Source organism: Christensenella tenuis (genome assembly GCF_014287795.1).
GTDB lineage: Bacteria > Bacillota > Clostridia > Christensenellales > Christensenellaceae > Christensenella > Christensenella tenuis.
Map to the genome: position 1 here is coordinate 195,798 of NZ_JACOON010000002.1, position 22,665 is coordinate 218,462.

The window sequence follows — 22,665 nt, forward strand, 5'->3', positions numbered from 1 at the left end:
ATTTCATATATAATAGTAATATCGTTAAATACGGAGGAGAATAGAATGCCAAAATATACGAAGGCAGAATTACATAAGATTATCGATGAAAATGATATCAAGTTCCTGCGCCTGCAGTTCACCGATATCTTTGGAATACTGAAGAATATAACGGTTATGACCTCGAAGCTTGACAGCATCATCGAGCAGGGATGCATGTTTGACGGTTCATCTATCGATGGCTTTGCGCGTATTGAAGAGTCGGATATGATGCTGCTCCCCGATCTTGATACCTTTGAGATTTTTCCGTGGTCAAACCCCAAGGGACGTACCGCGCGGTTTATCTGCGACGTTTATATGCCGGATGGAACGCCATATGAAGGATGCCCGCGGCATATTTTAAAGCGCCAGCTTGCGAAAGCAAAAGAAATGGGCTATACAATGGATGTTGGCCCGGAATGCGAATTTTTTCTGTTCCACAAGGATGAGCATAATAAGGCGACAATCGAGACAAACGATGACGGCGGATATTTTGACCTTGCCCCCCTCGACATGGGCGGCGCAGCGCGCCGGGATATTTGCCTTGCACTGGAAGAAATGGGTTTCGAGATCGAAGCGTCCCATCATGAATGTGCGGCAGGGCAGCACGAGATTGATTTTAAATACGGAAATGCGCTCAAAATGGCAGATGACGTCATGACCTTTAAAATTGTTGTCAAACGCATTGCGCAGGATCATCACCGCCATGCAACGTTTATGCCCAAGCCGATTTACGGCATTGCCGGAAGCGGGATGCATATTAATATGTCCCTGTGCACGGGAGAGGGGAATGCATTCTGTGATAAATCCGATGAGCTCGGGCTTTCCAAAGAAGCCTACGGTTTTATGGCGGGCATACTCAAGCATGCGCGCGGCCTGTCTCTGCTCACCAACCCGACGATCAATTCCTATAAGCGCCTTGTGCCGGGCTTTGAAGCACCGTGCTATATTGCATGGTCGGCAAAGAACCGCAGCCCGCTGATTCGCGTACCGTTCGCGCGCGGCGCGGCGACCAGAATCGAGATGCGCAATCCAGACCCAACGGCCAATCCTTACCTCGCGTATGCAGGCGCGCTTGCGGCCGGGTTGGAGGGAATCCGCGAAGGGCTTACGCCGCCGCCGCCGGTAAATAAGAATATTTATACCCTGTCGGAAGAGGAAAAGAAAAAGCATATGATTCGCCGCGTACCGCAGAATCTGTTCGACGCGATCAATGATTTCAAGGAAGATCCGTTGATGCGGGAAGTCCTCGGAAACGGAACATATGAAAAATACCTCAAAGGCAAAAAACAGGAGTGGGCCGATTACTCCACCTGTGTCCATGAGTGGGAGCGCCAGCATTACCTGACAAGATATTAGGCACGTGCGCCGGTCTGGAAAATTCCGGGCCGGCATATTTTTTTGTTGACAAATCAGCCATTATCTACTAAAATTATTAGTGCTATCAAAAAAGGATGGCCCCATGGTCAAGCGGTTAAGACGTAGCCCTCTCACGGCTGAATCTCGGGTTCGATTCCCGGTGGGGTCACCACGCCGGAGTAAGCTCCGCAAACAAAAATCCCGCGCAAACGCGCGGGATTTTTGTTTGCTGCGATGCTGCGCATCCTCTTCCCCGGCGAATTCGAATGGAGCGTTAGCGAAATGAGTTCGCCGGGGCCATTTTATCTGTACCTATTTTATATCAATGGCACATGCCGCGGCAAACTACGCTGTATAGAAAGCCCGCGGTGCATACCGAGGGCTTTTGCGTTCACTCCATTGTTGCTCCTCCATGCTCCCGGCTAAAACATTCGCTCATCTTTCGCTTGCTTAACACCTCTTGCGAAAGCGGGTGATGGGAACAGGAGATCATTTTCGTTCAATTTCCCCCATGCGAAGCCTGCATTGCGCTGGACTTGCCAGCCGCCTTTTTATATCCGGTAAATATAGTTCCATTTAATATAAACGTTTAGAATGGGCACAGGCGTTTATGTTGAAATTATCGTGACTGAAAGGAGGGCACATAATGTTTATATTGATTCTGGGGATCGCCGCTATCAATTTGTTCGCGGTATTGCTTATTGTGCTGCGGCCCAGGCTTTTCGGGGTAAAACTCTATAAACCAATGCTGAAAAACATGGGGCTGTCCCTGCTGCCGCTTTTGGTGCTGATTACGACAATCGTCCTGATGATCGCTGTTCTGGCTTACGTAAACCCCATCTTGGGATTCGTAATCGGAATCGTAGGAGTGGCTTCGTGGCTGATGCTTCTTCCAAATGCCGGATATCTGGTGACGGAGCTTAACTTAAATCATAGAACAGTAGATAAAAAGGAAGTCCCTATATGGTACGACATCATCGCCGTATTGTCCCTTTCTATGTCTGGTGTGATGAACACTTTGCTCAATGTGATGATGCTCCAATTAATCTATGCGGTGATTGTCCATCCAAGCAATGCGTTTGATCTGGGGTTTGTCAATAACAGGAACCTCTGGATTATTATTAGCGTGGTATTCCTCTTGATTAGCTTCGGCATCTATATCGGGCGGTATTTGCGCTTCAATAGTTGGGATATCCTCAAGCCGCGCCGCTTTATCGGCATTCTGAAGAAGCATTTCGCGCAGCCGGGCAAGAAAAAAGAATTGTTTGTATTTATGGCCTGCTATACGGTTTTCTTCCTCATCATGTACCTGATCGTTGTATGGCCGGTCCTTACCGTCAGATAAATCCGTGGAAACTGGTTCGGAAGTTTATCCCATCAAAAAAGAATATACATAAATGAAGAAAATATAATCGGGGCAAGGGAGTATAAGGATGAAATGCACGACAAATGTTTTCCCTCATAGTCCGCTATCGCCTTGCGTAGCATGGCTTTCGTTTCCTCTTTGTATCAACAAACTCTTTCTGCACCTTCCCCACGTTTTCATTCTTGATATAAAAGCGTCTGTCCCATCCTTTGTCTTTCTTACAGAACCTTTTGCCAGAGATATGGTAGAGTTCCACACCGTGTAGCAGCTAATGATAATAGAATAAGGCAAAGGAAACCCGTCATTTGCAGGACACCGTATTGCCGAAGCGAAAAGAACAGCTTGCCGACACCAAAAACTGCAGGATTACCACCTCCCCGCTCAATCTGTGCCAACATACTAACATCGCTTAATTTTGAAGGTTCATCCATACTCAATTCATTTTTTCTCGTAGCGACTTTATATTATAGGTTACGATCTGATTCATTGTATGCAAATTTTATCCTCCTGCTTGACAATATGTATTATTATATTGTAAACGATAGAAACTCCATTATATTATCTATATTATTGTTCAATCCTCTCGCAGTTCGTACCCTAGCCCTTTTTATCATCATAGATGTACTTGTCATTAAAAGATCCTCTGTCATAATATATTCGCACATACATTACAGTTCTCCGATTGTCATACTCTGTTATATCTTGTTATGAAATTTTCTTGCCCTTGCCTCTGTTATTATGAACAGTCAGGGAAAAGAGTAAGTTTGTGTGCTGCGAATACATTGCAATAAAATCCTTTGTTTTCAAGACATTCAGGGGATTTTATTAGAACATTGTTACCTCTGCAGGTGTGAAATTCAAAATTGAATCGGATCTGCACGCTAAGAAGAGAAGCAGACAGGAACGCTTTGGAAACGGCATTTTTTCTATTTTTTAGGAGCATATTCGGTGGCAAAATATAAAACGTTTCAAATTCCTAAAAAAAGTGTTGATTTTTATAGAAATATAAAATATAATATAAATAATAGATGAAATATAACGAAAACACACACAATTTATTTATAAATTATCTATTCAAGTAAAAATTAAAGAGATTGATCCTTTTATATAGTATAGGAACAGAATGCGTCATCAAAATTTGAAAGGTTTTAAATCGACGAAATGATTCGCAAAAGGGCAGCCACCATCATAGACGTTGCGAAACAGGCCAATGTCTCTATCGGAACAGTTTCAAATGTACTCAACCATGCGGCCAACGTATCGGAAAAGACGAAACGCAAGGTTGAAGAAGCAATAGGAATTCTGTCTTATTCACCCAATGATGCGGCGCGCAGTATTCGTACAGGCAGGACGCATTCTATTGGAATCGTGGTTCCAGATATTATGAATGAATACTATGCCAAGACGATTCAGGCGCTTATGGATGCAGCCTATAAAGAAAATTATACGGCGCTTATCACGTGCTTCAAAAACAGGCCACAATATGAAGAAAAGCTTCTCAATATGCTTATCGACCGCCGAGTGGAGGCGATCGGTATCATGGGTGGTGTCGAGGATAACGAGCTGGTAAAGGAGGTGGCACAAAAGGTGCCTGTTTTGCTTATCGACCGCCGAATTGAGGGGAGTGGGCTGTCGGCAGTGCAATTCGATAACTGCAGTGCGCTTATGGAAATGGTAGCCGTGCTGAAAGAGGCGGGCTATCGAAAAATCGGCTATATGTCAGAAACACTTGCCATGACCAATATTGCGGATCGCTATCAGGGATTCCTGCAAGCTATGAAAGGAAACGGACTCGCGGTGGATGAAAGCTGCGTATGGCTCTCCAAAGACCTGCAGCTTGAAAAAAATCAGAACGGTTATAAACTGATGAAAAAGATTTTAAATGAGCGGAAACGTTCAGAATTGCCAGAGGTTCTGCTCACGTCCTCAGACCTCATCGCGGTAGGCGTTATGGACGCGGTAAAAGAGGCTGGTTTCCGCATTCCGCACGACATAGGAATTGTCGGCTTTGATAACATCACACTTTCCAACCATACCTTTCCCACCCTTACCACAGTGGAACAGGATATGGAAACAATCGGTAAAACGAGCTGGGATGTCATCCGTCAGCTCATGAAACGTAGAACAAAAATCGTACATGAAATCACATTAGAGCAAGGACTTGTATTCCGGGATTCCTGTAAACTCCCGGAACGGATCAAAAACCGGTAATAGTGAAATCCCGGTAAACACGCAAAGATAACAAAACAATTTTTGAAACGGCGTTTTTCAAAACGCATGCTTCGTGCAACCAAAATTCGGGGGCACAGAACAATACCGAAGGCGAAGTATAATCAAAAAAATAAAACGTTTTAAATTTAATAACAGGTTAAAAGGAGGGGGAACAATGGATTCAAAAACAAGGTTTTATCATGCAATGGAAGGAAAACCAATCGACCGTCTACCTATGTGGTATGGAGCAGAGCCTGACCTCACACATAATATCATGAAACTTCTTGGCGTAGAAACGGAAGAACAGATGATGCAGGAAATCCATGCGGATTTCCGCACGATCCGACCCAAATATATTGGACCGAAACTCGCTCGCTATGAGGACGGCACCTTTGATTCCATCTGGGGAATCCGCCGTGGCGGCGGATTTTGGGGGACGGCATTGAATCACCCGTTGGAGCAGATAGAAGATGTGCGTGAGCTTGATAAATTCGAATGGCCGTCACCCGATCTGTTTGATGTGGAGTTTACGCCGGAGGAAATAGCGCTTTCAAAAGATTACGCAATCATTGGTGGGGAGTGGGCGCCCTTTTTCATTGAGGCTTATGAACTCGTAGGTATGGAAAAATTGCTTATGGATATGTATATTAACCCGGAACTTGCTATGGGACTGATTGAGAGGTGCCTTGATTTTCATCTTGAAATCAATGAACGGCTGTTTCCGAAATATGCCCAATATATTGATATGTACTGGTTTGCGAACGACTATGGAATTACACGCGGCCTGCTGATGGACCCCGATATGTGGCGCAAGTATCTGAAACCACTTCAAAAAAAGCTGGCCGACCAAGGACATAAATACGGTATGAAGGTAGCCATGCATTCGTGTGGGGATATTACCTCTATCATCCCAGACTTGATCGATATCGGAATTGAGATTGTGAATCCGATCCAGGTGAATTGTCCGGGGATGGATCCTCAAAAGCTGAAACGCGAATTCGGGAAAGATATCGTATTTTTTGGCGGAATTGATTACAACGAGCTTCTTTCAAACGGTACTCCAAGCGAGGTTAAGCAGGGCGTGAAGGATATGATCGATATCCTTGGCTACGACGGAAAAATGATTGTTGCGCCCACACATGATCTGCTAATGGGTGAAGTCCCGGCGGAAAATATGGTAATGCTGTACAAGACGGCATATGAATATTCTCCGAAATTTTTTGAATAAGGAGGGCATTGATATGAAACTTTACTGCGTTGTGAATGAACTGAAACCGGAACACGTAAAGGATTACAGTGAGTATCACAGGAATGCGCATAAAACAGAATGGAAAACACAGCTCAAAGTCTTGCGTGAAGCGGGAATGGAACTATGCAATGTGTACATTTGGAGAAACTATGCAATTATGGTCGTAGGATGTGAAGATCTTGACGAATGCTATCGCCGGCTTGCGACCATGGAGGACAACCTCCGCTGGCAGGAACTGATGAGCGGATTCTTCGCAGGACAGCCTAAATTTGATGGGACGGAAACAATTTCACTGGAACAGATTTTTGATTTGGCGGAACAATCCAAATTATGTTCAGCTGAGTAAAGGGAAAAATACAAGGGGAGTCAGGACAAGAAAAAATGGAGGGAAAATAATGAAAAAGAAACTATTGGTAATGGTAATAGCAATTGTTTTATGCGCTGCCTTCGCGGTTGCATGCTCTACCCAGGGACCTGCTACGAGTACTGTGGTCTCCGAAACTCCGGCCTCGGACGGCGTAGCAGACTCTACGGAACCAGCGGCGGACAGTGGGGATAGTCAGCTGATCATCGGATATAATGCTTATTCCGATGCGGTTGCATTCTCAAAGAGCATCAGCGACAATATGCAGGAAAACGCGGATAAAATCGGCGCAAAGCTTTTGAAGAGCGATACGGAAGGTGACGCTACGACGGCCCTGCAAAACGTAGATACGTTCCTTGCGCAAGGGGCCGATGTGATCGTCGATTCAACCTGGGTAGACGCGGCAACGCAGGCGATGGCTGAAAAATGCAAGGAAGCGGGAGTGCCCTTGATTTCCATTGACATTCCGATCTCGGAAGAATTTCAGGACAATTCCTATTTCATGGGTGTCAATAACTATGGAGCAGGTACCGTAACGGGTGAAGCAGCTGCGGATTACATTAAGAATAACTGGGATAATCAGCTTGATTATATCCTCGTATCTTATACGGAGAGTACGGGCGAAGTATTAAAGCAGAGGATCTATGGTGTAATTGACGCAGTGCGCGATGCGGGCATTGAAATTGATGACAGCAATGTCGTCTGGGTCAATCCCCAGTCAACAGACGCGACGGTGGAAACCAAGTCGCTTACAACAGATTTCCTTACTGCGCATCCGGATGCGAAACATATCCTGATGTGCTGCGTGAATGATCAGGCCGCAATGGGCATGAATGCTGCGGTAGAGACTTCTAACAGGACGCCTGATTGCCTGATCGTGGGGCAGGGTTGTGACGATCCGGCGATCGAAAACCTGCGTAAGGATGAAGACAACGCATGGATCGGCTCTACGGGCTATTTCCCGGAAACTTATGGCAACTATGTTTTCGACATCATCGATACGCTTATGAACGGCGGTACGCCGGAACCAGAAACCTATGTTGAAAACATTTTTATCACGAAAGAGAACATTGAAGAATTTTATCCACAGTAATCTTTGAACTGAATGAGTGGTAGGGCAATGCATACTCCCCTGCATTGCCCTGAATATGAGGTCGGAACCAGGATGCAAAAGAGTGGTGGAACGGTTCCCTATAGTCTGAAAAGCAGGATGAAACTGGCGGTGAAAATATGGAAAAATTACTGGAAATGAAAAATATCACAAAACGGTTTCCCGGTGTAACTGCCCTAAGCGGCGTAAATCTCGATTTGGAAAAGGGTGAGATACTTGCGTTGCTTGGCGAGAATGGCGCGGGTAAATCAACCCTGATGAAAATTTTATCGGGTGCATATGTGCCAGACGAAGGGGAAATTTATCTCGAAAATGAAAAGCTAGAGCCGAGAAACCCAGGTGAAATGATAGAGAAAGGCATTGCCGTGATGTACCAGGAACTCAATTATCTGGATGATCTGAGCATTGCTGAAAATATTTTTCTGGGAAATCTGCCCATAAAAATGGGACGCGTAAACTACAAAAAATTGTATGCGGATACGCAGGAACTTCTCAGTATTGTTGGCTTAAAACATGACCCTAAAACGGAAGTGTCGAATCTTTCGATTGCGGAAAAGCAAATGATGGAAATAGCAAAAGTGCTCTCTAAAAAAAACAAGGTGCTGGTGATGGATGAACCGACGTCAGCCCTCAATGAGGTGGAGACACAAACGCTTTTTAAACTTTTGCGGGAGCTGGTACGAGATGGAATTTCTATCGTATTCATCTCTCATAAAATGGATGAACTGTTTGAGATATCGAATCGGATTGAGGTTCTGAGGGATGGAAAATATATCGGAACCGTGGATACAGCAAAAACAAATGTAAACGAACTCGTGACCATGATGGTTGGCAGAACCATTGGTGATATGTATCCCAAGGAAGAAATTAAACATGGCAAAACTATTATGTCGGTGCAGGATTTGACGGGGACGGATGTACATGGAGTATCGTTTGAAGTAAAGGAGGGCGAGATTGTTGGGCTTTTTGGCCTCATGGGTTCAGGACGCACGGAAATTGTAGAAACGATTTTTGGAAAGCACCAAGTGCTCGGCGGCAGTGTTATGGTAGATGGAAAGCAGGTTCTCATGAAAAATCCTCAGGATGCCATTGAAGCTAAAATTGCATACGTCCCACGTGAACGAAAGAAAGACGGCTTGGTTCTTTCCGCTTCTGTAAAGGAAAACATGACGTATGCCTACCTGAAGAAAATGCGCAAAGGCATTGGCCTTGATACAAGCCGGGAACGTGAAATGGTAAGGGAATGGATTGACAGGCTCAGCATCAAAACGCCGGATATGGAAACGCCGGTAGACTCGCTTTCAGGCGGGAATCAGCAAAAGGTGGTCATTGCAAAGTGGATGCTCGATCAGCCCCGGGTTTTAATCCTCAATGAACCAACGCGGGGAGTTGACGTAGGGGCAAAAGTAGAAATTTATAAAATGATGGAAGACCTTTGCAAAATGGGAATAGGAATTGTTATGATTTCGTCAGAAATGCCGGAAATCATGGGAATTGCGGATCGGATACTCGTCGTCCATGAGGGGAAAATTGCGGGCGAATGCACACGGAACGAATTCAGCCAGGAAAAACTGATGTTTTTAGCGATAGGGGGAGAATAAAATGACAGTTAAAACAACGGGGATCAAAGAAGAAAGGAAGGGACTTATTGGCGCGATCAAAAATTCGGGTACCACATTCAGCCTGGTTATTGTGTACATTATAATGTGTATCATCTTTGGGCTGCTGTCCCCTCACTTTTTCACAGTAAATAACTTCTTGAACATTGGAATCTATTCATCCATCATTGGCGTGATGGGTGCGGGCGTAACCGTGGCGATGCTTCTTGGCGCCATGGATATTTCGCAGTATGCGACGGCAACGCTTGCAAGCATTGTCGCGGCGATGCTGCTGCAGGAAGAAGTGAACCTGTTTGTGGTGATTATCGCCGCTATCGCTGTAGGTATTTCCTGTGGCGCGGTGAACGGAGTTTTAGTCGCGGTACTGAAGATACCCGCGATTATCGTAACATTGGGTACTATGCAAATCTTTCGCGGAATTGCCTACCTGCTTGCGGGCGGAAAAACAATTATGATCAAAAACGCGGATTTTGATCTGATCGGAAAGGGATATATCGGGAACACCATACCGATATGCATCGTAATTATGGTACTTGTATTCATATTGATTTATTATTTGCTGCGCCATACTGGCTTTGGACGTACGGTATACGCGGTAGGCGGAAACGAAAGCGCCAGTTACCTTTCAGGTATCAACGTGGTGCGGGTCAAATTTTTGGCACTTGTACTGTGCGGAGTCTGTTCAGCGGTTGCGGGTCTTATCACTTCATCGCAAGTAGGTGCGGCAATTCCATCAAACGGCGTCGGCTCTGAAATGGGAGTCCTTTCCGCTGTAATTTTAGGCGGCATCAGCTTATCGGGCGGCAAAGGGAGAATATCGGGTACAATTATCGGCGTGTTGATCCTGGCGACGATCCAAAATGGATTGACCCTCCTGAGCGTACAATCTTTCTACCAGATGATTATCAACGGCATCGTATTGATTCTGGCCGTGCTCATGGATGTTATTCGCAGGGGTGTACTGAAAAAACAATAAGAAAGGAATTTCGAAATGAATGCAAATCTATGGAACCCGAATAAAGAACGGTTGCTTACGACTCTGCGGGGAGAAATAGCGGATCGGGTGCCGTATTTTGAAAGCCTGATTGAGGATCGTGTGGTGACGCACATTCTGGGACGGGATGTGGGGAGCACAATGCCTGCGTCGCGGGGAACGGAAGACAACGGATGCATGGTACCGCCGCCGATGGATATCCGGGATTATCTGGAGCTCATTGAGTATACCGGGCAGGACTCAGTGCTGTACGAGGCATTGTGGGTTCCCATGAAAATGCCGGATGAGACCGGAAAGCTTCATGCCGTAACTGGCGGAGTTGTCAAACAGTGGCAGGATCTTGAACGGGTAGTGCAGCCTTCGTGGGAAGACGACCTGAAATACAGGAAAAGCTATTTAGAAGAATATGTGGCGGGTGCAAAGGAAAAAAATGTTGCGGTTACGCTTTTTACAGGGGCTTTTTTCCAATACACCTACGAGTATCTGGTAGGCTTTGAGGATTTTTGCGTTATGGCATACGAAGACAGGCCGCTGCTCGAGCGTTGCCTTGATCTGTGTGTGGAATATTATGAAAAAGTGATTGAGATCGGAATTGAGGCGGGCATTGATATCCTGTGGGTGGCTGACGATGTTGCCTATCGGTCAGGCACTTTTGTAAGCCCGGAGATGTTTGAAGAATTGTGGCTTGAGCGGATGCAAAAGCTGGTGAAGATGGGAAAAGACGCAGGAATTCCGGTGATTTTCCATTCGTGCGGAAACCTCAACGGGATTATGGATACTGTGATATGTAAGTTGGGGATTGATTGCCTGCATCCAATCGAACCATACTCAATGGACATTGACGCAATTAAGTCGGAATATCAGGATCAGTTCTGTATTGCAGGGAACATTGATATCGCAGGGCCGTTGGCGTTCGGAACGCCGGACGAAGCATACCGTGAGGCGGAAAAATTAATTACAGCAATGAAACCGGGAGGTAAATATATTTTTGCTTCAAGCCACAGCATCACAAACGACATCCCACCAGAAAATTTTGATGCGATGCTGCGTGCGCTGCGGGAGGTTGGAGTTTACTAATTGTGGGAAAGGACAGGTAAAATGGAAAAGTTACGGTATTCGGTGATATTAGGGAACGTCGGCTCATGTGCTGATAGGTACATGATGGGGGGATATTCGAATCCTTTTACCGTGGAACAGATGTTTGAGCGGGTCGCAGGAATCGACGGCGTGGAAGGGATAGAACTCGTAAGCGATTGGCATATCACTGCAAAGAATGTGAAACTTGTTAAAGAACAACTCGAAAAATATAACTTCAAACTGGCATCCATCATTCCGGATCATTTCGGGGAAATGGTTTGGGGAAAAGGAGCCTTTACATCTAAAGACAAAAAAGTCCGGGACAAGGCTGTGAGCGATGTAAAAGAGATGATTGATATATCTAAAGAGCTTGGTGGCAATCTGATCAGCCTCTGGCCTGGACAGGATGGATACGACTACTATTTTACCGCAGACTACATGGAGGAACGTGGATGGTTCGAAGAATGCCTCAAAGATTGCTGTAATTATGATAAGAATTTTAAAATATCCGTGGAATATAAACCCAAAGAGCCGCGCAACCGGAGCTATCCTTCCAATGTATATTCCACATTGCTCATGGTGCGGGAAACAGGATGCGCGAATTGTGGGATTACTGTAGATTATGGACATGCGCTGGTTGCCTATGAAAATGTTGCGGAGTCAGTTTCCGTACTGAAAAAGTATGGAAACAAACTGTTTCATCTGCACATGAACGATAGCTATGGGTATTGGGATGACGATATGATTGCGGGATCCATCCATACTATTCCCTATCTTGAAACAATATATTGGCTCAAAAAAAACGGGTACGAAGGCTTTGTCTCCACAGACCAGTATCCATACCGTGAGGATGGGCAAAAAGCCGTAGCAGAGACGCTTGAATGGCTGAAATGTTTTGAACAGGTTGCAGACAGGATGTTGGAAGATCAGTCCGTAGAGGAGGTCATCCGTTCAGGAGATGCAACGCAGGCAAGCGCCATGCTTCGTTCCTACTTGTTCCCCTTGTGTTGAGAATGGAGCGGGGAAGGATGAACAGCTGATGAAAGTACTGAATTTTGGTTCGCTTAATATGGATTACGTATATGACGTACCGCATTTCGTGCAGCCAGGAGAGACGATTTCTTCCTCCTCGCGCAGCGTGTTTGCGGGGGGCAAAGGGCTCAATCAGTCAGTTGCTCTCGCAAAGGCCGGCGCAGAGACATACCATGCAGGCTGCGTTGGCTATGATGGAGATATTTTGAAGGAAATCCTTGCTGATGCGGGCGTAAATACGGAGTATATTCTGGAAGAGAAGAATGAACAGTCAGGCCATACGATCATTCAGGTGGAACCGAACGGCCAGAACTGTATTATTGTATTCGGGGGGACAAATCACAGGATTATGCGGGAACAGGGAGGTAATACCCTGGAAAATTTCAGCAGGGGGGATTTTTTGCTCCTGCAAAATGAAATCAACGGCCTTGACTACCTGATCAGGGAAGCGCACATGCGAGGTCTGCGTATTGTTCTCAATCCCTCACCCATTGATGAATCAATTGCGGCGCTGCCACTTTCTTATGTGGAGTTCTTCATTGTAAACGAAATAGAAGGCATGCAACTTGCGCAAACAAAAGAGATCGAAGAGATTATTCCCCGGCTTGCCGGGCGATATCCCCAAGCTAAAATAGTGCTGACGCTTGGAATCGATGGAGCGAGGTATTATGATGGGGAGCGGGAGTTTCAGCAGCCTGCCTATCCTGTGGAAGCCATAGATACGACCGCCGCGGGGGATACCTTTCTCGGTTACTTTATTGCAGGGATGGCAAAAGGAATAGAAACGCAGCAAACTTTAAAGATTGCGGCCCGGGCGTCGTCCATAACGGTAGCGCATAAGGGCGCGGCAGACTCCATTCCTACGCTTGACGAAGTCCTTGCGCGCGGATTGTAACAGGAATAAAAAAGCAGCCGGATTCGTTCCGGCTACTTTTTTATTGGTGGAATTAGCTGGCTTTATTCTGCTCCCAAAAAACAGAACGTTTTTTCGGCGTAAAGTTTTCAAAAATAATTGAGTCCGTATATTGCTTTGCGCGCTCGTATTCCTCGCGCGTCCGCACCGTCCAGGCAAAAATCGGCGCTCCGCTTCTGCGCAGGCGGCGGATCAGGCGCGAGTCAACTTTCTGACATTCATAGCTAATGAAATTTGGCCGGCAGATAAAGTTGACGCCCAGCCGCTGCACCACTAAGAGCAGTTTTGAAAGGAAGAAACGGACGAAGCGGTCCATCCCGGCCGGAAAATTATCTTTACAGAGTGAAAAATTGCAGGAGAGCTGCCCGCGATAAACATTCGGCGCATTTTTTTTAAACCAACGCACAGAAAACGGCGAAAAAGACTGGATGGCGTATTTGCCGCCATACTCCTCCATCATACGGTACAGTTCGCGTTCAAGATCGCCCGCAAACCCTTTCCTTTTGATTTCAATCAAAAGGGGAACCTGCCCCTTAATCAGTCGCAGCGTTTCACGCAGGGTCGGGATTTTGTATTCCGTACCGTCCAGCCGCAGCTTGCGCAGATCGGCAAACGTATAATCTTTGATCTTTCCGTCCACGCCGGTCATACGCTTTAAATTAGAGTCGTGGAATACCACGATGACTCCGTCCCGCGTGCGGTGAACGTCAAGCTCGATTGCAAAACCATGTTTTACCGCATTTGCAAATGCGGGCAAAGAATTTTCGGGGTAGCGTTCATTGTGCAGCCCCCTGTGTGCATATTGATAGTCTGTCAGCCACGTTTTTTCCGTTGGCGGCGCCGCCTTTGTCATGATACGGTCGAGCACCAGGACGGCGGCTACGATTGCAGCCAATACCATAAAGACCACAGAGACTTCCGAAAACATCAAAAAAGGTTCCTCCAAGCATTAATCTCAATTCCAAGTATAACAGAAGGAAATGAAGATACCAGATAGGAAAAATAAAGAATTTATTAAAATCCCGTAAGGTTTTAGAAAAATTCTACGAAAAACCCCTGCCGGACCCGCCCGGCAGGGGTCGGTCTTACCACTTTCCTATTTAAACTTAATATCCACCCGCTGTTTACCTACATAGTGAATATTAACCGTGCCTGGCCCGGAATGAGCGCCGATCACCGGCCCGGTATAATTGATGATGGTTTCCTTGATGGTGGGGAACCGTTCCTTGATCAGGTTTGCCACATATTCCGCTTCTTCAGGAGCATCGCCATGCCCGATATATACAATCTGTCCATCCGGATTATCGATATCCTCTTCCATTTTGTCCACCATCGCGATCAGCGATTTTTTTCTCCCGCGAATCTTTTCCACAGGAATAATTTTTCCTTCGTTATTAAAGGCAAGCACCGGCTTGATATTGAGCATTGTTCCAAGGAACGCGCTTGCGCGCGAAACACGCCCGCCGCGCCGCAGGTGTTCGAGGCTTTCCACCGCAAACCAATGCGTAATTTTCCATTTCAATTCTTCTGCATAATCCCGTGCCTGCTCTATGGTCGCCCCCTCGTTTTTCTTGTTGCTGACGAGGTGGACAAACAGGCCGTAACCGCGGGATGCAGACAGGGAATCGACAATAAAAATTTTCCGGTCCGGATATTTTTTCATCAATTGTTCCGCCGTCATCAGCGCATTGTTATAGGAACCGGATAGCCCGGAAGAAAATTCAAGATGCAGAATGTCTTTGCCCTCTTCCAGAATTGGGGTAAAGAATTCGGTGTAACGCTCCGTATTCACCATAGACGTGGTAGGCATGGAACCCGCGCGTACCTTTTCATAGAAATCGTGCGTCGGGATAGACGCCCCCTGGTCGTCGTAGTATTCGTGCCCGTCCATAAAAAATTGATATTGCAAAACGGGAATACCGCGTTCACGTGTAAAAGCGGTTGAAAGATCAGCAGTGGAACTGCAGGTCAGCACATAATCAGCCATCACATATTCTCCAATCATTTTATTGTGGCGGATTGGTTTTAAACGCCGAAAACACGCGGTTTTCAAAACCAACCTGCGCACCGCCCAAACATGCATCATACAGGCGTACACAACTAAGTATAGTATATCGTTTGGGACCCTAAAATGCAAGAAGGGAACGAAAAAATGAAGCGGTTTCAAAAACGAAAAATTATTTCTTTAAATTTGCATTTTGGAGCCGGAAGAGCTATTGCGTTTCCTGTATTTTTGTATTAGAATAGATATGCTAACAATGGGATGTACCTGTGCAAAGCACATGGTTATATAAATTTTAAAGGGGAATCTGTTGGAGGTAGAAATGCAACTTTCCGAAAAAGCACTTGCAATTTCGCCCTCGCTGACACTCAAGATCACGGCGATGGCGAAAGAAATGAAGGCGCGCGGGCTCGATGTGGTAGGGTTTGGCGCCGGAGAACCGGACTTTGACACACCGCAGCATATCAAAGACGCGGCAGTGGAAGCGATCCGTATTGGCATGACGAAATACACGCCGGCGTCGGGCACGCTGGAACTGAAAAAAGCGGTGTGCGCAAACCTGAAAACGAATCACGATCTTTCCTATGAACCGAACCAGATCGTGATCTCCAACGGCGCAAAACATTCTTTGTTCAACGCGTTCCAGGCGATTGTAAATCCGGGAGACGAAGTGCTGATTATTGCGCCTTACTGGCTGACCTATCCGGAACTGGTAAAAATGGCAGGCGGGATTCCGGTCTATGTGGAGGCAAAGGAAAGCAATAATTTTGAGCCTCTTGCGGCGGATATTGAAGCGGCTGTGACGAATAAAACAAAGGCGATTATCGTAAACAATCCATCCAATCCCTGCGGTTGTATCTATTCGCAGAAGACTCTTGAGGATATTGCCGGAATTGCAAAAAAATATGACTTCTTTATCGTTTCGGATGAAATTTATGGAGAACTCGTATATGATGGCAACAGGCACCTCTCCATCGCAAATTTTTCGGATGATGCTTATGCGCGCACCATCCTGGTGAACGGCCTTTCCAAAACCTACGCCATGACAGGCTGGCGGATTGGTTATACGGCAAGTACGCCCGGAATTGCCAAGGTTATGGGCAGCTATCAAAGCCATGCGACTTCAAATCCCTGCTCAGTCGCGCAATTTGCAGGCGTGGAAGCGCTGACGGGTCCGCAGGATGAGATCAAAAAAATGCGCGACGAATTTAACGAGCGCAGGAAACTGATGGTAGAGCTTGTCAATGGAATTGAAGGAATCTCATGCGTTACTCCGATGGGGGCGTTTTACGTGATGATGAATATTTCAAAGCTCAAGGGCCGCAAATTGGATGGGGAAGAGATCAGGGGATCGGTAGATTTTGCCGAGAAACTGCTCGAAAAGAAATTAACGGCGGTCATTCCGGGCGCGGCTTTTGGCGCGGATGATTTTGTCCGACTTTCCTATGCGATTTCCCGAGAGAATATTGAAAAAGGACTCCGGCGCATCGCGGAGTTTGTGGGGATGCTCGATTAACCGGAATGGAGAAGGCTATGGCATCGGAAAACAACAGATACAGCAAAACAAACCTGTTGCAGGAAAACGATTATAATTATACATTGCAGGACGTAGAGGAAGCAAACCTGTTCGAGGATATGTTCGATTACGATCAAGTGCCGAAGATCACGTTCAACCACCGGACGGTGCCCATGCACTTCCCGGACGAGATATGGATCACGGACACCACCTTCCGCGACGGGCAGCAGGCCCGTATCCCGTTCTCGGTCAAGGAAGTTGTGGACCTTTATAAGCTTCTGCACAAGCTCTCCGGTCCCAAAGGCATTATCCGCCAGAGCGAATTTTTCGTGTATACGGAAAAAGACCGCAAAGCGCTCGAAGAATGTATGGCGCTTGGCTACGAATTCCCGGAGATCACCACGTGGATCCGCGCGAACAAAAAAGATTTTGCGCTTGCGAAGGATATGGGAATACGCGAAACGGGTATCCTCGTTTCCTGTTCGGATTATCATATTTTCAATAAGATGGGAATGACGCGCGGACAGGCGCTCGACAAGTACCTCGGGGTAGTCAAGGATGCGCTCAATATGGGCATCGTCCCACGCTGCCATTTTGAAGATATCACACGCGCCGATTTTTACGGCTTTGTGGTTCCCTTTGCGCGAGAACTGATGAAGCTGCGCGAGGAAAGCGGCATCCCGATCAAAATCCGCATGTGCGATACACTCGGCTACGGCGTAACCTACCCGGGTGCGTCCTTGCCAAGGAGCGTACAGGGGATTGTGTATGGCCTGCGGTTCTACGCGAACGTCCCGTCTACGCTGCTTGAGTGGCACGGCCACAACGATTTTTATAAGGTGGTGTGTAACGCGGCCACGGCATGGCTGTACGGCGCATCTTCCGTCAACTGCTCTATGTTGGGCATTGGCGAGCGCACGGGCAACTGTCCGATCGAGGCAATGGCCATCGAATACGTGCAGCTCAAAGGAACGCAGGACGGAATGGACCTCCGCGCCATCACGGAAATCGCGGACTATTTTGAAACGGAACTGAAATACGATATCAACCCGCGTACGCCGTTTGTGGGCAGGAATTTCAATTCCACCCGTGCGGGCATCCACGCGGACGGGCTTTTGAAGGATGAACAGATTTATAATATCTTCAATACAGGCAAGATTCTCGGACGGCCCGTAACGGTTGTGATTGGCGAGCATTCCGGCCTTGCGGGGATTGCCCATTGGGTGAATGCGCACTTTAAGCTGGAAGGTGTGCAGAAGATCGATAAAAAATCCGAATTGGTGCAGAAAATCAAGGCCGAGGTAGACCGCCAATACGCGGAAGGCCGGACCACATCCTTCGGCGATAATGAGCTCGAAATGATTATCCGCGATGCGGACTATATGAAATATGCGGCGCTGTGCGCGCATGTGGCGGATATCGGTGAAACGGTCAAGGCAGACGACTGATGAAGACCAATGAAACGGCTTTCCGGGCGGAGGGCCGTTTTTTTGTGCTGTTTTGCGCAGGATGATTCCCATTGAGGTAAAAAATTTACCGAAACAGGAAAACGAATAGTATTCCCGGCGCATTGCCGCTATAATAAAATGCAGGACTGTTTTAATGGGGGAAACGAAGATGTGGATGAAAAAAAACAGCAGGATACTTGCAGTCGTTTTGGCGGTGCTGCTGGTGTTCCAGTTCGGGGCGGTTTGCTATGCCGCGGATGAGCCGGAAAGCACCCAAGCACCTGATGCTTTGGCGGACGTGCAAACAGAGGCCACGCAGGCCGGCGGGGCAGGGGAACTGCCGGACGCGTTTGAAGAGCAAGAAACCGTGCAGGCGGCAGGCAGCGGCACAGACATCGTGATTTACCATACCAACGATATGCATGGTGCGGTTACTTACGATGCGGGCAGCAAGTGTATCGGGCTTGATAGGGTAGCGGCGGTCAAAAAAGAAACGCCCGGTTCCATTCTGGTGGACGCGGGCGACGCGACGCAGGGTCTTCCCTTTGCATCCCTCACGCGGGGCGCGGATGTAGTCGACGTAATGGGCGCTGCAGGATATGATGTTATGGCGGCGGGGAACCATGAGTTTGATTACGGTACCGAACAATTTTTGGCCAATGCCGCGCGCGCCTCTTTTCCTATTTTGGCGGCGAACGTCTATAAAGACGGGCGTCCGCTTTTGGAGTCGGGCGGAAATAACGGTTGTCACATTCTGATCGAGCGAGATGGCAAAAAAATCGGTTTCTTTGGACTGACAACAGCGGAAACGGCCACAGCGACGAACCCAGGCGGGATTGCGGGCGTGGAATTCAAAGACGAAATCGAAACTGCGAAACGCGAGATAGACGAACTTACGGCAGCGGGTGCGGACGTGATCGTTGCAGTTGCCCATATCGGGGAATATACAAATGTTCCATGCGACAGCAGTAAACTGGCAGAAGCCATGACGGATGCCTATCAGGATAAACTCGACGTTATTATCGACGGGCACAGCCATACGCTGGAGGAAAAAACGGTGAATGGGGTGCTCATCGTACAGACGGGTACAGCCTTAAGCAGGCTGGGAAAAATCGTCCTGCATTTTGATGGCTCCGGGAATGTAACGGTATCCGGAGATATGCTTTCTTACGACGATATGCTTGCGGTCACGCCCGATGCGGAAGTAGCGGCAAAGATCGACGCGGTCAATAACAACCAGAAGGAGATTCTTGCAGAAGAGCTTTGCCAAGTGACCAATACCCTGTGGGGCGGCTATGTAGATGGAATTGCGGAACCGCGGATCGTAGAGACCAATCTGGGGGACTTTACGGCGGATGCCTACCGTGATGCGGCGCAGACCTTCCTTGATACTGCTGCCGGAATGGATGCCTACCGGAACAACCCGGTGATCGGCGCGGTGAACGGCGGCGGTATTCGTGCATCCTTTGCCAACGGCACGCTCACCAGGGGAGACCTCGTGAGTGCGTTCCCTTTCTCAAACACACTGATGATGAAGCAAATTACCCCTGCTGTCTTATATGAAATATTGGAGGTATCAGTATCCTCGATCACTGGGCAGGACAGTAGTACCGGCTTGCTTTCCGGGCAGCCGAACGGCGGTTTTTTGCAAGTGAGCGGTATCCGCTTTACCTATGATCCGTCCGCGCAGGCGGGACGAAAAGTAAAGGAAGTCTATTTGGAAGAAAGCGGCACGCCGCTTCAAAAAGATGATACAACCACGCAAATGATGCTGGTATCCAATAATTTCGTGATGAACGGTGGAAATGATTATACTGTGCTGGCCTCCCTTCCGCTTGTCGGGGAGATTGGTGGGGAACTTGAGACGGTGGAAGCCTATGTCCTCTCGCAGACGGAAGGCGGACAAAAGCCGCTCGCCGCAGACAGCACGGAAGGGCGGATTGTACCCGAAAGCGGGTATACGCCCGGAAATTACACCATAACGGCCAGGGTGCAAAACGGCGGCGGAAGCCCCGCGGCGAACCTGCCGGTATCCTATTATCTGGACGGAGAAGGTCCGGTCTGGACGCAAACGGATGAAAACGGCGTCCTTTCCGTTACCGTGCCGGACGGCCCGCACGGGCTTGCACTTTCGAAGACGCAAAAACAAGTTTACCTGAACAACTATTCGGGCGCGGGAATGGTGGAAAATGAATATCGTCCTTTCCCGGTACTGCTCTATCAAGAGCCGGAAGCCAGACCCGAGCCGTCGCCGACAACAGTACCTACGACGCGACCAACGGCTCAGCCCACGGCGGTTCCTACGGCGGCGCCAACGGCGCAGGAGGAGGAGCGGCAAAAGCCGCCTAAAACTGGCGATTCGTCTCCCATGGAAAGGTACCTCTGGATGAGCCTTTTGGCGGGGGGAACATGCGCGGGAGCAGCGGTTTACCTCTGCCGGAAGGGAAAACAGGCGGCATAAAACAGGGCAAATGCAAAAATTGCAGGAATCTCACCGGAACAGGCCGGGGGATTCCTGTTTTTATACAGCTTGAGAAAAATCTACAGGCTATGCTTGGGATAGAAGCGCCCTTTTCGTTAGCCATAGATTTGTATTTGCGAATGAACCATTAAAACGAAAGATGGAAAAGGCACTGCTGCCGTTTTAACGGCGGCAGTGCAGACCCGCGAAAAAACGGTTTTTTATGCACCGTCAGACACAGCCGAGACCGGCCCCAAATGGGGGCGGTATAAGCTACTGGCAATAAACAAACGGACCATATCATAGGAAGGTCCGCAATCCCTTGTAAAGCCAGCAGATTATGGTAAAATGAAGATAAGATTTACCCATAAGCTACAATTAAATATCGAAGGGAGGAGATTCGAACCATCATTACCGCCGTGGCGGTTTTTGCGCAAAAAGCCTTGGCGGGAATGGGAAATAGGGCTTTCGGAGGATGTAAAAAAAGACGGCATGTGCCGGCGGTTTTTTCCATCGCATCCTCGATTTCTATTGCAACCGGCCCCGCAGCCATGGTTCCGCTGCCCGGCGTGGCTGTGCCCCGGCGGATACTTTCCCGGAACCTGCCGCTGTGCCGTATCCGCTGGCGGTGACGGGTTCGTGGCGGTGCCATAATATTTTTAGCGGTGTTTTCCGTTTCCCGTTCATCAAGGGGGGCATCGGGAACGTGCAGTCGGCAAGCGAGCGCCTGCGTATGGAATTGACCGGGCATGGGAGCGTATTTTATAAACAACTGGCGCGCGTGATCTGCGGGCCGGGGCAATCATAAAGGAGGAAGTATGGAAGAAGAAAAAAGAGAAGTGCGGGAAGGATCGGGACTGGAACGGATCGAAGCGCTGCTTGCCGCGCAGGCGGAGCATAACAAAAAGCTGCTCCGTTCTTCGCGCGTGCACACGGTGATCCTACTCGTGTTTGTAGTTGTATTCGCGGCAGGGATTTTTGCGGTCAACGGGACGCTGGCGAGCGCCACAAAAGAGCTTCCAGTCATGCTGGAGTCCATCACCAACCTGACGGACACCGCGGCGAAGGAGATCGGGCGGATGGACGATATCGATTTTGATGCGCTCAACGAAACGATCAAAGGCATCTCCACAATCCGTTTTGACGTGCTGAACGAAAGCATCCAGGCGCTTACGGATATCATCAAACCGTTTGCGAATTTTATGGGGGCACTCAGTTAGCGGCCCGGTTTTTAGAAACAAAGAATGCCTTCAAAATGCAGCAAAACAAACAAGGGGCCGTTTTTTCAACGGCCCCTTGTTTACGCAGCGCAAAAAATGTGATAAATAGACTATCTTTATGAACCCGGAATGAAAACGAGGAAAAAAATATGATCTCCATTCAAAACGTATCCAAACAGTTTGGCAATATGTATGCCCTGAGGCATGTTGATCTTGAGATCGAAACGGGGGAAAAGACCGTTATCATCGGCCCTTCTAGGTCGGGCAAGAGCACGCTGATCCGCTGTATCAACGGGTTTGAGCATCCTACAAAGGGCAGGATTGTTGTGGATGGGATCGATGTAACCGCCAAAAAGGTGGACGCGCGCAAGCTGTATGCGGATGTGGCGATGGTTTTCCAGGATTTTAACTTGTATCCCCATAAGACAGTGCTCGAGAATGTGACGATCGCACCCATACGTGTGCACCACATCCCACGGGAGGAAGCCGAACGCTCGGGCGCAGAATATTTGCAGCGGGTAGGTCTGTGCGATAAGGTTGCGGAATATCCAACCAAGCTTTCAGGCGGGCGGGATGCGGTATTTCACTTTGCAAAAAAATTTTCCTGTAGCCTGCAAATTGCGCAGGGGGCGGAACATTACTTCCATACGCCGGCGCAATTACGTAAATTCGAAAAATGGCTTCAACAGACTTTACGCTGAGCAT

Annotated in this window: 19 protein-coding genes and 1 tRNA gene; 18 read left to right on the forward strand and 2 right to left on the reverse strand. The window is 47.9% G+C overall.

Annotated features, from left to right (window positions below; all coding sequences use genetic code 11):
- The first annotated feature begins 45 nt into the window (after nt 1-45).
- The 12 genes from glnA (at nt 46) to H8S18_RS04720 (ending at nt 13,295) form a co-directional block, all read left to right on the forward strand.
- Entirely contained in the window at nt 46-1,377 is a 1,332-nt protein-coding gene (gene glnA / locus H8S18_RS04665) for a type I glutamate--ammonia ligase (protein ID WP_186857139.1), read from the forward strand.
- 97 nt (nt 1,378-1,474) lie between these two features.
- Nucleotides 1,475-1,549: transfer RNA gene (locus H8S18_RS04670), tRNA-Glu, on the forward strand.
- A 474-nt stretch (nt 1,550-2,023) separates the two neighbouring features.
- Nucleotides 2,024-2,722, forward strand: a complete 699-nt coding sequence (locus tag H8S18_RS04675; protein WP_186857140.1) for a DUF1361 domain-containing protein — start codon at nt 2,024-2,026, stop codon at nt 2,720-2,722.
- Nucleotides 2,723-3,904: 1,182 nt separating this feature from the next.
- Nucleotides 3,905-4,954 (forward strand): LacI family DNA-binding transcriptional regulator, encoded by a 1,050-nt coding sequence (locus H8S18_RS04680; protein ID WP_186857141.1) that lies wholly within the window; start codon nt 3,905-3,907, stop codon nt 4,952-4,954.
- A 175-nt stretch (nt 4,955-5,129) separates the two neighbouring features.
- Nucleotides 5,130-6,182 (forward strand): uroporphyrinogen decarboxylase family protein, encoded by a 1,053-nt coding sequence (locus H8S18_RS04685; protein WP_186857142.1) that lies wholly within the window; start codon nt 5,130-5,132, stop codon nt 6,180-6,182.
- 13 nt (nt 6,183-6,195) lie between these two features.
- A complete protein-coding gene (locus H8S18_RS04690) occupies nt 6,196-6,549 on the forward strand; it encodes an L-rhamnose mutarotase (RefSeq protein ID WP_186857143.1) in 354 nt (117 codons plus the stop codon).
- Nucleotides 6,550-6,598: 49 nt separating this feature from the next.
- Nucleotides 6,599-7,660: a sugar ABC transporter substrate-binding protein gene (locus tag H8S18_RS04695; RefSeq protein ID WP_186857144.1), complete on the forward strand. Its 1,062-nt coding sequence runs from the start codon at nt 6,599-6,601 to the stop codon at nt 7,658-7,660.
- A 137-nt stretch (nt 7,661-7,797) separates the two neighbouring features.
- Nucleotides 7,798-9,279, forward strand: a complete 1,482-nt coding sequence (locus H8S18_RS04700) for a sugar ABC transporter ATP-binding protein (RefSeq protein WP_186857145.1) — start codon at nt 7,798-7,800, stop codon at nt 9,277-9,279.
- A 1-nt stretch (nt 9,280) separates the two neighbouring features.
- On the forward strand, nt 9,281-10,273 hold the full coding sequence (locus H8S18_RS04705) for an ABC transporter permease (protein ID WP_186857146.1): 993 nt from the start codon (nt 9,281-9,283) through the stop codon (nt 10,271-10,273).
- Between the two features lie 15 nt (nt 10,274-10,288).
- Nucleotides 10,289-11,368, forward strand: coding sequence for a uroporphyrinogen decarboxylase family protein (locus H8S18_RS04710; RefSeq protein ID WP_186857147.1), 1,080 nt, complete (start codon nt 10,289-10,291; stop codon nt 11,366-11,368).
- A gap of 21 nt (nt 11,369-11,389) precedes the next feature.
- A complete protein-coding gene (locus H8S18_RS04715) occupies nt 11,390-12,379 on the forward strand; it encodes a sugar phosphate isomerase/epimerase family protein (protein ID WP_186857148.1) in 990 nt (329 codons plus the stop codon).
- 28 nt (nt 12,380-12,407) lie between these two features.
- Entirely contained in the window at nt 12,408-13,295 is an 888-nt protein-coding gene (locus H8S18_RS04720; protein WP_186857149.1) for a ribokinase, read from the forward strand.
- A gap of 52 nt (nt 13,296-13,347) precedes the next feature.
- On the opposite strand, the gene H8S18_RS04725 is transcribed toward H8S18_RS04720, so the two are convergent.
- Both H8S18_RS04725 and H8S18_RS04730 read right to left on the reverse strand, forming a co-directional pair.
- Complete coding sequence (locus H8S18_RS04725) at nt 13,348-14,241, reverse strand: glycerophosphodiester phosphodiesterase family protein (protein ID WP_243165074.1); 894 nt, start codon at nt 14,239-14,241, stop codon at nt 13,348-13,350.
- Nucleotides 14,242-14,409: 168 nt separating this feature from the next.
- Nucleotides 14,410-15,300 (reverse strand): DegV family protein, encoded by an 891-nt coding sequence (locus H8S18_RS04730; protein WP_186857151.1) that lies wholly within the window; start codon nt 15,298-15,300, stop codon nt 14,410-14,412.
- A 337-nt stretch (nt 15,301-15,637) separates the two neighbouring features.
- Between H8S18_RS04730 and H8S18_RS04735 the strand changes: the two genes are divergently transcribed.
- The 6 genes from H8S18_RS04735 to H8S18_RS04760 all read left to right on the forward strand — a co-directional run bounded on the left by H8S18_RS04735 (nt 15,638) and on the right by H8S18_RS04760 (nt 22,661).
- Entirely contained in the window at nt 15,638-16,831 is a 1,194-nt protein-coding gene (locus tag H8S18_RS04735; RefSeq protein ID WP_186857152.1) for a pyridoxal phosphate-dependent aminotransferase, read from the forward strand.
- 17 nt (nt 16,832-16,848) lie between these two features.
- Entirely contained in the window at nt 16,849-18,279 is a 1,431-nt protein-coding gene (locus H8S18_RS04740) for a 2-isopropylmalate synthase (protein ID WP_186857153.1), read from the forward strand.
- 169 nt (nt 18,280-18,448) lie between these two features.
- On the forward strand, nt 18,449-20,740 hold the full coding sequence (locus tag H8S18_RS04745; protein ID WP_186857154.1) for a 5'-nucleotidase C-terminal domain-containing protein: 2,292 nt from the start codon (nt 18,449-18,451) through the stop codon (nt 20,738-20,740).
- A 610-nt stretch (nt 20,741-21,350) separates the two neighbouring features.
- Nucleotides 21,351-21,548 (forward strand): hypothetical protein, encoded by a 198-nt coding sequence (locus tag H8S18_RS04750; RefSeq protein ID WP_186857155.1) that lies wholly within the window; start codon nt 21,351-21,353, stop codon nt 21,546-21,548.
- 10 nt (nt 21,549-21,558) lie between these two features.
- Nucleotides 21,559-21,960, forward strand: coding sequence for a hypothetical protein (locus H8S18_RS04755; protein ID WP_186857156.1), 402 nt, complete (start codon nt 21,559-21,561; stop codon nt 21,958-21,960).
- 149 nt (nt 21,961-22,109) lie between these two features.
- The gene (locus tag H8S18_RS04760) at nt 22,110-22,661 is read left to right on the forward strand and encodes an amino acid ABC transporter ATP-binding protein (RefSeq protein ID WP_186857157.1); all 552 of its coding nucleotides are present in this window, start codon (nt 22,110-22,112) and stop codon (nt 22,659-22,661) included.
- Nucleotides 22,662-22,665 lie beyond the last annotated feature (4 nt).